The organism is Okeania sp., from assembly GCF_035285525.1.
Classification (GTDB): Bacteria; Cyanobacteriota; Cyanobacteriia; order Cyanobacteriales; family Microcoleaceae; genus Trichodesmium.
Map to the genome: position 1 here is coordinate 17,340 of NZ_JAYKGW010000100.1, position 12,250 is coordinate 29,589.

Below are 12,250 nucleotides of genomic sequence, written 5' to 3' on the forward strand. Positions count from 1 at the left end.
GGATAATGGATAATTGATAATTAGAGAATTATAAGGTTTAAAAAACTCTTTTATTAATTATTAGGAGAGTCTTTAAACCTTTTTTGAAAAAATTGGGAATAATCCCGAAGACAGTTATTATGATTAATTGAACTATATTAATATTTTTATCTGGAAAAATGCCGAAAAAGGTTAGAGAATTAAAACAAATCTTGCAAAAAGCAGGATTTTCACTCTTAACTAAACGTGGGAAAGGTAGTCATTCCTACTGGTTTCACCCGCTTCTGGCAAAACCTGTTATTCTTTCTGGTAAGGATGGAAATGATGCCAAGCTTTATCAGGAGAAAAATGTTATGACAGTATTAGAGGAACTTGCTAGGTTAGAAGAAGGAGATGTTTAATGAAATATAGCATTTTAATTCAATGGTCTCAAGAGGATAAAATTTATATCGCTAGTTTACCTGAATGGGGGAAGTACGCTCAAACTCATGGTGAATCTTATGAGGAAGCTCTGGAAAATGCGAAGGAAGTTTTGGCAGATTTAGTTTATGCTTATGAGGAAATGGGAAAACCTCTGCCACAGCTACAGAGTTTACAAACAATTTCAATTTAATTTGTATGGAAAGCGATCGCTGTCTTCAATTCAAAATTCAAAATTCAAAATTCAAAAGTTAGAAATTTGTAGGTTGTGTGACGGCTTCCTCTTTTTGAAGTCAAAATTCAAAAGTCAAAATTCAAAAGTTAGAAAGCCGCCTGTGCACCTTTTTCTGAAATGGTAGAAAATCTGACATCCGTATATCTGTGGCAAAATCTCTGTCTAGCTCTTTTTCTTGGATAGTAGAAAATCTGACATCCGTATATCCGTAGCAAAATCTCTGTCTGGCTCTTTTTTCTGAGATAGTAGAAAATCTGACATCCGTATATCCGTGGCAAAATCTCTGTCTAGCTCTTTTTCTGGGATAGGTAGAAAATCTGACATCCGTATGTCCGTAGCAAAATCTCTGTCTAGCTCTAGATGGTAAGATAATTTGACGGTACGTTACTGAGTTGGAGAGAAAAAATGATAACTTTACTATTAAAAGTTGATAACTAATAACTGATAACTAAACTATGCCTAGACAACCACGGCAACTTTTACCGGGATATTCCTATCATGTTACCTGTCGTTGTAATAACCGGGAGTTTCGTTTGACTCGTCTCGAATGTCGGCAAGTATTTTTATATGCTTTGAAAAAGGCTTTGCATAAATTTGGCTTTAGACTCTATGCTTTGTGCATTATGAGCAATCATGTTCATTATTTATTAGAGCCTTCCCAACCTGAAGATTTACCTAAAATTATGCACTGGTTAAATTGGTATACGGCTATGTGTTTTAATCGGATGCTCAACCGCACTGGGCATTTTTGGGAAAAAAGATACCATAGTACGGGGTTTGATAAGACTGACAAAAAAAGAGCTTTGAATACTCTGCGATATATTCATGCTAATCCTAAAGCTGCTAATATACAGTCTGGATTTTTCTATGATTTTTCTAACTATGGTAGTTATGACCGTTTGACTGATGATGGTTTGACTCAGTGGCATCCTGCTTTTTTGTCTCTGGGGAAAACTCTAGGGGAATGTGCTAAGAAGTATCGGGGGTTTTGCAGAAACTATAAACCTAGACCAAAACCCGAAAGGGGAAGTCGCTGGGGTAGTAAGTTTTTGCCCAAGGTGGTGAAAAAAAAGGGAAAGAAAAATAAGGTTTCTCCTGGGCAAATGCGACTTCCTTGGGTAGAGTGGGAAGTTCCTTCTGGTGAGGTGGTAGAGGTGGCGAGAAAATTTGTTTTGGCAAATTGTTATGACCCAGAAGTGGCAATGCAGTTTTTTGATGATATAGAATTTGACGTAAATTGATTATCAAAAATTGATACATGGCGGGTGTCTATCGGGGAATTTCTCTAACCCAGTAAAATCATACAATTTTATTCCCATTTTATTTTTATGTTGACGGCTGAAACCTTTTTATGTTAAAGTCTACAAGTCTCTGCATGTTTGGAGATTTTTCGTCCTACAAATGTTATCTAATTACCACACCTATACACACACAACAAACATAATAAACAACACAACCCAACGCAACCAATAGCCATCATCACTAAAGCACCTATAAAAAATCCGACTCCCGAAACCAACTAATAGGTATCCCCCAAGAAAAAGTCAAACGTTGAACCCTAGTTTCCACCCTTGCCGACAAACTGAAAAATTTGCCTTTCCGACTCAGACAAACTCCCCTGTAGAGAAGCAAAATTTTGCACAATTTCAAAATCACTCGTTCCATGCACAGCCACAACTTCACCTTTCACATCCACAACAGGCGCTCCACTCATTCCACCCACAGTCAAAGCTTGATAAGAAACCCCATAACCTTCTCGCAACTTATTCAAACCCGAAACCTTTCCCTCAACAAACTGATCTACTATTATTCCTTCTCTGTCAGGAAAACCAGAAATATAAATAGAACTACCTTTTTTCAGATTACGAGAATTACCTATTTTCAGCGCCGGATAATTACAATTTCCTTCTACCTGAAAAGTCACGACAGCCAAATCTATAGTACCGGGAAATATTTCTACTTTGTCAATTTGCTTTAATTCCCTATTTTTATTAGTCTGTAATAATATTTGCCCTTTTTCTTCCACAACATGAGCAGCAGTTAGTACGGTACAGACTCCCTTTTCTCCCCGGACAAAAAAACCTGTTCCATGTCCGCCTTGATTTCGATAAGATAATTTAACAATACTACGTTCTAGTCGAGAGGCTATTTGTTCTGAGGATAAGGAACAATTTGTTAGAGTTAATGCCAGGAAAGTTAGACCAAGGATTCGAGGTAGATGTTTCATCTATTTCAGGATTTGGGAAATTAGACTTTTCTTGATTTTACCAAGAAGTTAAATTATTGGCTTTCCTTTGCCATAGAGAAAATTGACAAAATTATTGCTCTAAAAAAAGAGCCACTATTTTCCCATAATAGTTATTTAATTAGATAATATAACAATTTTTTCTGCTTGTCAAGAGGTTTAAAGAGTGATCGCTTACTAAAAGCATTCCCATCCCGCTTTATATCCGTGGCCAAATCCTTGTCTGGCTGTTAAAGGGTTAGGGTTTAGAGACCAAACCCCTACAGTTTCTGCTGATTAAAGAGCGATCGCTCAACTTACCTAAAATTTCATCACAAGCGATTGAGTATTTTGATAGTTTTTGTGGCTGAGATTGCCTGTTTTATCCCCCCCAACCCCCCTTTGTAAGGGGGGAGTAAGATTTTGATATCAATTTGTTTGTAAGGGGGAGTTAAGATTTCATAAACATAACTACTCTCTTCAACTTGCTACCTCTACTCCAGTCCCCCCCTTTCAAAGGGGGGTTAGGGGGGATTCTCAAGCAATACTTCCCCGCTTCCGAGTTTCCTTATAAGAAGTTCCCACATTTCTCAAACCTGCCTTAATCATTTCCTGCTCCAACAAAGCAAAAAAACTAGCGCGATCGCCTCCCCTAACCACAGCCTGATTATGAGCTTCGGCTAATGCTACGGGATAACCATAACCTTTTTGCACTTGAGCCAACATCATTCCTAACACTAACTCCAACATTTCTTCATCCTCAGCGACCCATTCTGGCATATCTATTCTGGCAACTTCTTTACCAACATTTACATAACAAAAATAGATAGTATTTTCCCCATATAAATCCAAAATTCTGGCAGAAGATTGCCACAAAGGACTCCTTTGCCCAGGCTGTAATATTGAACCCCAGAAAGTTACATCTCGCAACGGTTCAAAAGACTGACAAGGTGCTTTTTCAGTAAAACCAAAACCTCCCAAACCAACATTCGGACAATGACTAATACAATCAGGTTCATCATAAATACAAGCTTTTAAACGTAAAAAAGATAAACTTTCATTACTGCGAGAAGCACTCAAATAACCAATCAAAGGAATACCTGCTAATTTTAATTTATTCCAAGCATCTAAAATAGGATTTAAAACTCGGTCTCGTGGTTCGGAAGGCAAAGATTCTAAGAACCAATAAATCAGAGAACCATCAACCATTGCTAAAATTGGGAAATCTAAATGATTGGGATTATTTTGCCTCCATTCATAACCTAATTCTGCCAAAACCAAAGCTTCAGAAATAGTCCGTCGATAACCCATCCATTCTTCAGTTTTAATTCCCCATTGTCGAGAAATATAAAGGTCATCTGCTTCATAAAAAATTTCGGGAATACTATCTAAAAGCGGATAACGACTTTCCCCATAATGCAACATTACTCGCCCAATATTTAACAAATAACAATAAGCAATTTCATGGTGACTTGGAGCTATTTGAGAACCATCCGTAGCAAATACCGTATGATTTTTGGGAGGAGGATTAATTGTAGGAAAAGTATCTAAAGATTCTATGGGTATAGCAGGATTAAAAAGTAAGCGATCGCTCCAACTTTCTTCTAATTCTAATAAGTTATCTTGTTCATTTTTGGCTTCTTCTAATAATTGTTGAGCTATTCCTAATCTATTTTGAGCAGCGAGTGCTTCTTTAGTGAGATGTTGACTCATTCCTTGCATTTGTGGCGCTAGTTTTGTGAGGTCTAGCATAGTTTTTATTTCCTATTTTTTAGTTGTTATTTAAGGAAAAGTAAAGAAGGAAAGATAAATCAATATTGATTAAAATCCCAGAAGTCAATGTACAAATATTTTCCCTAATTTCTCTTTTTTCCTAACTTTTAAATTACAACAGATTCCAATTATCTGAAATACAAATATTAATCATCAAATTTTCATAAGTAGCAAAAATATTGCTCGCGCTGGTGTACCTCAAAAATCAGGAAAAGGAAAGAAGGAAAGATAAATTAATCATTGATTAAAATCCCAGAAATCAATGTACAAATATTTTCCCTAATTTCTCTTTTTTCCTAACTTTTAAATTACAACAGATTCCAATTATCTGAAATACAAATATTAATCATCAAATTTTCATAAGTAGCAGGTGTTTTATCCACATCGGTATACCTCAAAAATGTAGAATCTGTTGTATCTGTCTTCCTAATTTTTCAGCTACCTCCTTCCCTCTTCCTTCTTCCTTCTTCCTTCAAACTTTCCACTTAGAAAAATCTTGACAAAACTGAGCAGAAGATAATAAATGAATAGATGAATATTCAACTACAGAATCTCGTTCTTTCTGAGTATTATAACCCCAGTCTGCCAAAAATAATTCTACCTCTTTTAAATCCCGTTGTTTTTGCACCGATAGCAAAGTTTTCAACCTATCTTCAACAAACCAAATAACTGCATCTTCACCTAATTTTGATAATAAAATTCTCAAACTTTCATACTTCGGACGTTTACACTCCTTACCAATAATATCTCCTGCCGGTAAATTAATACCCTGCTTTTGCAACAGAGAACGCACAAACCTTCCCTCCTTAGTTGTCACAATCACAAATTTCACCTCTGATAGCATCAACTCCTTTACCTTTTCCACAACCCCTGGATAAAAATCGTGCAAACACAACCATCCTTCCAAATCATTTCCTATCCATTCATCCCTTGTACGATCTAAACAAACACCTATTTTTGCCTTATCTAAATTTTCTTCCATAACAATTTTTGCAGCGATCGCTTGCCATTCCTGAAAAATACTTTCCTCCTCAATACCTAATATTATCGCTCGAATCAAAACAGGCATTTCCCAACCTATTTCAATCACAGGTCGTAAGCGATAAAATTTTTCTGCTAAATCATTATTAGGCATTTCATCCGATGGTTGCCAAAATTGACAGTAAGTGCGCCAAGCTGTTTGAAAATATTCAATCAACCCATTGCATAAAACGCCATCAAAGTCAAGAGCTAAAAGACTAGGAATTTTTATTGACATAGTTATTTCAGTTATCAGTTATCAGTTAACAGTTTAAACAGCTATCTTTAAAAAATCAGGACTTATGCAGATGTACTACTTACTATATATAGAGTTTTTTAACTATTGCGTATAGAGTTTTAAGCACTACATCTAGGGTCGCTGCCTAAGTCCTGAAATTATGGCAATCTCCCATCGTAGTGGTGAATATATCAGGACTTACGCAAAGCTACTATAATATAGAGTTTTTTAACTATTGCATATGGAGTTTTAAGCACTATATCTAGGATCGCTGCCTAAGTCCTGATATAGTAAGTTCTGCAATTTCTTCCCACACTCCCCACACTCCCCACACTCCACACACTCCCTCAAACCTAGGGACGTTGCATTTTTGCAAAAAATTATGATTTTCTCTTCATGTATGGTTAGAATAGCTACAGGTTTATTAAAATTTAAGAATTTTATTGATCAGAAGGCCAAAAAGCTAAAAGCTAGTAATTCTGATTATTTATGTAAGATAAACCAATTTGAATGATAAAGATGTAAAATTATGACCACTAATAAAACTACGACAGAAAGTAACAAAACTACTGATACAAGCAGTAAAACTGCAACTCAAAGTAGTCAACCAACAAAATTAGACCAAGGTTCTCAACAACGCACCACTTTACAAGTAGAGACCAAACCAGCACAAGATACTAAAGAGTCTGGAAAATTAGCCTTACCAGGAAACCGTCCTATTGGCACAATTAATCTTAAATATACTCGCACAATTTCTAATCGTCCGATAGTTTCAACTGGCCTTAAAGTTGACCATACAATTTCTGCTTCTGGTATTCGTCCAGTAGCAGTTAGTGGTTTAGAAGTTCAAAGTACAATTACTGCTTCTGGAGTTCGTCCCATTGGCACTAATCATCTAGAAGTTACTCAAACTTTGATGAATCGCCCTGTTGCTTCTAATCAGATTGATAGTGAAGGTTTGATGGGTTTTATAGATTAGAATTTAATAATTAATAATTAATAATTAATAATTAATAATTAATAATTAATAATTAATAATTACCTCTTCTTTATAAGAGGAGGATTAACTAGAAGAATTTTTTTCTTTTGGAGAGGTTTGATACCTGATTTTTTTGGGTAAGCATTCAGCTATTAGCTCTGAGCAGTATAACTCGGCTTTTTGGTAATATTAAACTTTTGCTGAACAAAGCAAAATTAGTAACTAATTGCTAATAGCTGACACTTTATCTATGTTTTTTTTCAAAACTATCAGATGTTTTCTGGATGATTTAAATTCCAATACTTTATATTAGTAATAGCTTGACATTAAGATTTACAGTTATGATTAATTATTTTACGAAATTTAATCCGTATCAATCAAAAAAATTCTATATCATAATACTATTGTTTATAGTTATTACAATTACTGGTTGTACTTCTAACGCTCAATCAACAAATAATCAAATCAAACCAGAATTAGAACAACAAGTTCTACAGATTATTCGTGATAATCCAGAAGTAATTATTGAATCAGTACAAGCTTATCAACAACAACAACAGCAAGAAAGACAAGCTAGCCAAAAAGAAATTTTACAACAGTTTAAAAATAATCCTCAAGCACAAATTAGTGATTCTCCAACTCTTGGTTCTACCGCTCAAAAAATAGTCTTATATGAGTTCTCTGATTTTCAATGTCCTTTCTGTGCTAAAGCACAGGGAAATATCAAACAATTTATGGATAAGCATCAAGATAGAGTTACTTTAGTATTTAAACACCTACCTTTAGCAAGAATTCATTCCCAAGCTATTCCAGCAGCAAAAGCATCTTGGGCAGCTCAACAACAAGGCAAATTTTGGGAATATCACGATGCTTTATTTGCACAACAAAATAGATTGGGAGAAGAATTATATGTAGAAGTTGCTAATAATTTGGGTTTAAATATAGACAAATTTAATAGCGATCGCCAATCTGAAAAAGCAACTACTGCTATTGAAACAGATATTAAATTAGCTCAAGAAATTGGTGTTTCTGGTACACCATTTTTTATTCTGAATGGAGAAACTTTTTCTGGTGCAGTAAAATTGTCTCAGATGGAAGAAACTTTAGCTAAAGTTGTTGAATAGGGAGTAAGGAGTAGGGAGCAGGAAAGAAGTAGGAAGTAAAGAAGGAAGACTATACTGGTCTAGTAGTTCTAGATATATATATCAATCCGCGCATAGGTTGCCACAAATCAGAAAGTAGATAAAAAAACTGATTTATCCGGAACCGTAACTCTTACCTATTCACTATTCCCTAAAAGCAGTAGCATTTTTATCCACAAATAAAATAGGATTGCTATAGTCATTTTAAATAAGAGCAAAACATTTATTTAGCTGAAACTGTTTGATAGTAAGAAATCCTTGTCTAAGTCTAAACTAAAATGACTATAATTTTAGGATAAAAACCGCTTGTTTGTGCAGGATAAACTAGCAAAAGTCAGTCTAAACAAAAAAAGCTTTATATTTCCTTTTAAACAGCTACCCATATCATTTCTCATTTTCTTATCAACTTCATAACTTCATAACTTCTTCCTTCTTTCTTACTCAAAAAAATTAAAAATGGATTGTATAACCCATTTTTAATTAAAATAAATAACTTTTTTTTAAACAGTATTATTTTGTTATTAAGCAGTAACTAACTCAGGTTCAGGAACAGGACGCTTACTATTACGAATACCACTAATTGCCTCTGCATAATCATCAGCTTTAAACACCGCAGAACCTGCAACAATAGCATTAGCACCAGCTTCTAATACCTGCCAAGTGTTATTAGTTTTAAGACCACCGTCAACTTCAATCCAAGGATCGAGTCCCCGCTCATCGCACATTTGACGGAGCTTACGAATTTTAGATACTACCCCAGGAATAAAACTCTGACCGCCAAAACCAGGGTTAACACTCATAATTAATACTAAGTCACATAAATCTAGAACATATTCAATTAATTCTAGTGGTGTAGAAGGATTAAGAACTACACCTGCTTGCTTACCCAACTCCTTAATTTGGCCTAGAGTTCGGTGTAAATGAGGAGAAGCATTATGTTCAGCATGAACAGAAATAATGTCAGCACCTGCATTAGCAAAATCTGCAACATACTTCTCTGGTTCCACAATCATTAAGTGGACATCCAGAGGTTTTTTAGTAACAGGACGTAATGCTTTAACAATTAATGGACCAATAGTAATATTAGGTACAAAACGGCCATCCATTACATCAACATGAATCCAGTCAGCACCAGCTTGGTCTACAGCTCGAACTTCGTCTCCCAGACGACTAAAATCTGCTGATAATATAGATGGGGCAATAACAACAGATTTCTTCTTACCATTTGTCATAAACTTAAATTTTCTCCTAACTTATTCTCAGTTACCGGAAATTTTAACACTAATTTAATTATTTATTATCATAATTTTGTAGATGGAGAAGTTATGGTTGAGTTTTTAGGTTTTAATTTAGGGACTTTACATACAATTTCTGGTTTGGTTTCCAAATCCTAGCTTAAGAGAAGGTTTGGACACCAAACCCCTACAGTTTTTCTAACAAATCATTTAGGATTGCTATATGTCTGAGTAATTTGAGGAAACACTATATAAAAATTAAGATATCATTAAGTAGTTATAGAAAATTAATTTCCTAGTTGAGAGAGGGAAAAAGGAACAGAGAATCAATAGAATATGTAATTAATTTTGCATAAGCACTTAGTTGAATAAAAAAATATTTTTTTTACTAATGGAAAAATAGATAATATAGCAGTAATATTTGAGTTGATTATTCTGATGTAGCAAATAAGTTGTGGCACATTTCAAATGCAAATTACTTATTGAACTAAAAAATTACATGATAACTTAAATGCCTTTTCCTGTTTTCTTTACCATTTCCAAGATAAGTGTATATTAGATATCTCTAATAATCAAAAGTAAAATCAATTATTCTATTTAGCAAAAAGAAAAGGTAATTAATTATTAATTATTAATTATTAACTATTGAATAATAACCCAAATAATTGAAATATGAAAAATATTGAGCAACTTAAAAATTCCCAAATTAATCGTCAAGAACTATTTTTATTAGTAACTCCAATATTAGGTTTTTTCCCGGCAGTATGGATTTTGCTTCGCCAAAAGGCTAGTATCCAACATAGAGCAGTAAGCCGATTAATTGTAACTCTAACCTCAATTTGGTTGTTAGGAAATATTTTGTTGCAATTAGGCACTAAAATAGGGGAATCTGGAACCATCACCTTGTTGTTTGTAAATAGCCTACTTACTACTAGCTATTTCATAATTAGTTTTGGACTAATGGTTCGGGTTTGGAAAAGACAACCCTTATGGCTACCAGGAATTAGTCAAATAGCAGAAAAAATGGTAGGTAAACATTTATAGTAATCAGTGCATAACTTGTGACCAATCAAAAAGTAAATAAAAAATTAAAACTCTTACCTGTTCTTCCCTAAAAGCCATGAAATTCTGTACAGGAATTAAATAGGATTACTATATGATTATTTCAGATTCTATTAAACTCAGAAATGACGCAAAAACTAGGTTTATGAACTAAAATTTGCCAAAGCGTTAAATTAGAGTGATCAACCCAGTTTTTTGGTGGGATTGCATAATTTATAAAAGTTTTGAAAATTTCAATAAATTGAAATTTTCAACAAAATTTATCCGACAAAAAACTCTATTTTAATATTTTCGTGTGTGAGGAAACCAGTGTCTGCTAATAAATTTTTAAATTCAACTGCAAGTGAAAATTCAGTAACAGAAAACCATCAAAAACAACTTCCCAAATTTCGTCCGGGACGTTGGTTTGGTTTGGGTTTAGGTTTAGTTGGAGTGGCGACAATATCTGCTACGGCAGGCGCTCTACTAGCATTATCTCTTTCTAGCACTCCACTAATGCAACAAAGCCTATCTCCAGAAGATGCAGCAGTCTTTTCTAAAAAAGACTTGGCCAACAGTAATATGCGGTTGCCAGAGTTAACTCGGCCTGTCAATATATTGTTGTTAGGAATTAAAGTATTAACATCAGATTTAGAAGAATATCCCCAAGATGAAGAGCTAGGATATCATGCTCTAGTTAATTCTTTTAAAGGATTATCTGATACAATGCTTTTAGTGAGGTTTGACCCTAAAAATCAGAAATTAACTTTACTTTCTATTCCCAGAGATACTCGAACTTATGTAGAAGATCGAGGCTTAACCAAGATTAACTCAGCCAACCATTATGGTGGACCAGCGACCAGCGCCAAAGCTGTGAGTGAACTTCTTGGTGGAGTAGGCATTGACCGCTATGTACGAGTTAATGTGCAAGGTGTAGAAAAATTGATAGATGCTCTTGGTGGTGTCAGAGTAAATGTACCTGCAGACATGAAGTATCAAGATGATAGTCAACACCTCTATATCGATCTTAAAGCAGGGGAACAACACCTCAATGGAGATCAAGCTCTACAATTTTTGAGATTTCGCTATGATAATCTAGGAGATATTGGGCGAGTGCAACGGCAGCAACTTTTGATGCGATCTTTTGTAGAACAGTCGGTTAATTTGAAAACTCTATCCCGACTGCCAAAAATTCTTTCTGTCATTCAGTCTCATGTTGATACAAATTTGAGTGTAGAAGAATTAGTCGCTTTGATGAATTTTGCTGCTAAGGTTGATAGACAAAATGTACAAATGTTGATGGTACCTGGTGAGTTTAGCGACCCTAAAGAATTTAAGGCTAGTTATTGGTTGCCTGACTTGAGGAGCTTAGATGATATGGTTGCTAAACATTTTGACTTTGGTTATCAACGTTTGGAACCGGAAAATTTAGATTATGGTATGAGGGTGGCAATTCAAGATAGCACTGATAATTGGGAAACTGTCGATCAGTTAGTTAGAAACCTCAATGATGCTGGTTATTGGAATGTTCGAGTTTCTAAACCCTGGACAACACCTTTACAGGTAACTAGAATTGTTGCTCAAAAAGGAGATATTACATTAGCAAAGGCAGTTCAAAAGTCTCTGGGTTTTGGAGAAGTTTTTGTGGAAAGTACGGGAGCTTTGAGGTCAGATGTAACTATTCAATTAGGACAAGATTCGTTGACAATCAAAAATGAGTCTCAAAATTTAGGAAATTGGTAAAAACGCTAATGGGGAGTAGTGGACTGACACAACTTAAATGATGCGTTACTTTTGGGTTGTGGGTAGAGAAGGAAGACAAGGTAGACAAGGTAGAGAAGGAAGACAAGGTAGACAAGGTAGAGAAGGAAGACAAGGTAGACAAGGTAGACAAGGTAGACAAGGTAGACAAGGTAGACAAGGTAGACAAGGTAGACAAGGTAGACAAGGTAGACAAGGTAGAC

At 34.8% G+C, this 12,250-nt stretch carries 13 protein-coding genes; 8 read left to right on the forward strand and 5 right to left on the reverse strand.

Features of this window, described 5'->3' with window-relative positions; translation table 11 throughout:
• Window positions 1–158 precede the first annotated feature (158 nt).
• Both VKJ25_RS09405 and VKJ25_RS09410 read left to right on the forward strand, forming a co-directional pair.
• On the forward strand, window positions 159–380 hold the full coding sequence (locus VKJ25_RS09405) for a type II toxin-antitoxin system HicA family toxin (protein WP_324236369.1): 222 nt from the start codon (window positions 159–161) through the stop codon (window positions 378–380).
• The gene (locus VKJ25_RS09410) at window positions 380–592 is read left to right on the forward strand and encodes a type II toxin-antitoxin system HicB family antitoxin (RefSeq protein ID WP_324236370.1); all 213 of its coding nucleotides are present in this window, start codon (window positions 380–382) and stop codon (window positions 590–592) included. The genes VKJ25_RS09405 and VKJ25_RS09410 overlap by 1 nt, the downstream gene beginning before the upstream one ends.
• Before the next feature lie 204 nt (window positions 593–796).
• Here VKJ25_RS09410 and VKJ25_RS09415 read toward each other — a convergent pair whose 3' ends face one another.
• Window positions 797–958: a hypothetical protein gene (locus VKJ25_RS09415; RefSeq protein WP_324236371.1), complete on the reverse strand. Its 162-nt coding sequence runs from the start codon at window positions 956–958 to the stop codon at window positions 797–799.
• Between the two features lie 131 nt (window positions 959–1,089).
• On the opposite strand from VKJ25_RS09415, the gene VKJ25_RS09420 reads away from it, so the two are divergent.
• The gene (locus VKJ25_RS09420) at window positions 1,090–1,875 is read left to right on the forward strand and encodes a transposase (RefSeq protein WP_324236372.1); all 786 of its coding nucleotides are present in this window, start codon (window positions 1,090–1,092) and stop codon (window positions 1,873–1,875) included.
• A 317-nt stretch (window positions 1,876–2,192) separates the two neighbouring features.
• Here VKJ25_RS09420 and VKJ25_RS09425 read toward each other — a convergent pair whose 3' ends face one another.
• From VKJ25_RS09425 to VKJ25_RS09435, 3 genes are all read right to left on the reverse strand, one after another.
• Entirely contained in the window at window positions 2,193–2,861 is a 669-nt protein-coding gene (locus VKJ25_RS09425) for a S1 family peptidase (RefSeq protein WP_324236373.1), read from the reverse strand.
• A gap of 534 nt (window positions 2,862–3,395) precedes the next feature.
• Window positions 3,396–4,610, reverse strand: a complete 1,215-nt coding sequence (locus VKJ25_RS09430; RefSeq protein WP_324236374.1) for a DNA double-strand break repair nuclease NurA — start codon at window positions 4,608–4,610, stop codon at window positions 3,396–3,398.
• 493 nt (window positions 4,611–5,103) lie between these two features.
• Entirely contained in the window at window positions 5,104–5,889 is a 786-nt protein-coding gene (locus tag VKJ25_RS09435) for an HAD family hydrolase (RefSeq protein ID WP_324236375.1), read from the reverse strand.
• 529 nt (window positions 5,890–6,418) lie between these two features.
• On the opposite strand from VKJ25_RS09435, the gene VKJ25_RS09440 reads away from it, so the two are divergent.
• Together VKJ25_RS09440 and VKJ25_RS09445 are read left to right on the forward strand one after the other, a co-directional pair.
• Window positions 6,419–6,868 (forward strand): hypothetical protein, encoded by a 450-nt coding sequence (locus VKJ25_RS09440; RefSeq protein WP_324236376.1) that lies wholly within the window; start codon window positions 6,419–6,421, stop codon window positions 6,866–6,868.
• A gap of 341 nt (window positions 6,869–7,209) precedes the next feature.
• On the forward strand, window positions 7,210–7,992 hold the full coding sequence (locus VKJ25_RS09445) for a DsbA family protein (RefSeq protein ID WP_324236377.1): 783 nt from the start codon (window positions 7,210–7,212) through the stop codon (window positions 7,990–7,992).
• A 539-nt stretch (window positions 7,993–8,531) separates the two neighbouring features.
• On the opposite strand, the gene rpe is transcribed toward VKJ25_RS09445, so the two are convergent.
• Entirely contained in the window at window positions 8,532–9,242 is a 711-nt protein-coding gene (gene rpe / locus VKJ25_RS09450) for a ribulose-phosphate 3-epimerase (RefSeq protein WP_324236378.1), read from the reverse strand.
• 675 nt (window positions 9,243–9,917) lie between these two features.
• Here rpe and VKJ25_RS09455 point away from each other — a divergent pair.
• The 3 genes from VKJ25_RS09455 to VKJ25_RS09465 all read left to right on the forward strand — a co-directional run.
• Window positions 9,918–10,289: a hypothetical protein gene (locus VKJ25_RS09455; protein WP_324236379.1), complete on the forward strand. Its 372-nt coding sequence runs from the start codon at window positions 9,918–9,920 to the stop codon at window positions 10,287–10,289.
• Between the two features lie 327 nt (window positions 10,290–10,616).
• Complete coding sequence (locus VKJ25_RS09460; protein WP_324236380.1) at window positions 10,617–12,029, forward strand: LCP family protein; 1,413 nt, start codon at window positions 10,617–10,619, stop codon at window positions 12,027–12,029.
• 37 nt (window positions 12,030–12,066) lie between these two features.
• A partial coding sequence (locus VKJ25_RS09465) for a hypothetical protein (RefSeq protein ID WP_324236381.1) occupies window positions 12,067–12,250 on the forward strand: 184 nt, incomplete at its 3' end.

Excerpts from the sequence above, each read along its gene's own strand:
- VKJ25_RS09445 (WP_324236377.1), top strand. The coding sequence starts at position 7,210 with ATGATTAATTATTTTACGAAATTTAATCCGTATCAATCAAAAAAATTC.
- VKJ25_RS09410 (WP_324236370.1), top strand. The coding sequence starts at position 380 with ATGAAATATAGCATTTTAATTCAATGGTCTCAAGAGGATAAAATTTAT.
- VKJ25_RS09415 (WP_324236371.1), bottom strand. The coding sequence starts at position 958 with ATGTCAGATTTTCTACCTATCCCAGAAAAAGAGCTAGACAGAGATTTT.
- VKJ25_RS09440 (WP_324236376.1), top strand. The coding sequence starts at position 6,419 with ATGACCACTAATAAAACTACGACAGAAAGTAACAAAACTACTGATACA.
- VKJ25_RS09430 (WP_324236374.1), bottom strand. The coding sequence starts at position 4,610 with ATGCTAGACCTCACAAAACTAGCGCCACAAATGCAAGGAATGAGTCAA.
- VKJ25_RS09405 (WP_324236369.1), top strand. The coding sequence starts at position 159 with ATGCCGAAAAAGGTTAGAGAATTAAAACAAATCTTGCAAAAAGCAGGA.
- VKJ25_RS09420 (WP_324236372.1), top strand. The coding sequence starts at position 1,090 with ATGCCTAGACAACCACGGCAACTTTTACCGGGATATTCCTATCATGTT.
- VKJ25_RS09425 (WP_324236373.1), bottom strand. The coding sequence starts at position 2,861 with ATGAAACATCTACCTCGAATCCTTGGTCTAACTTTCCTGGCATTAACT.
- rpe (WP_324236378.1), bottom strand. The coding sequence starts at position 9,242 with ATGACAAATGGTAAGAAGAAATCTGTTGTTATTGCCCCATCTATATTA.
- VKJ25_RS09455 (WP_324236379.1), top strand. The coding sequence starts at position 9,918 with ATGAAAAATATTGAGCAACTTAAAAATTCCCAAATTAATCGTCAAGAA.
- VKJ25_RS09435 (WP_324236375.1), bottom strand. The coding sequence starts at position 5,889 with ATGTCAATAAAAATTCCTAGTCTTTTAGCTCTTGACTTTGATGGCGTT.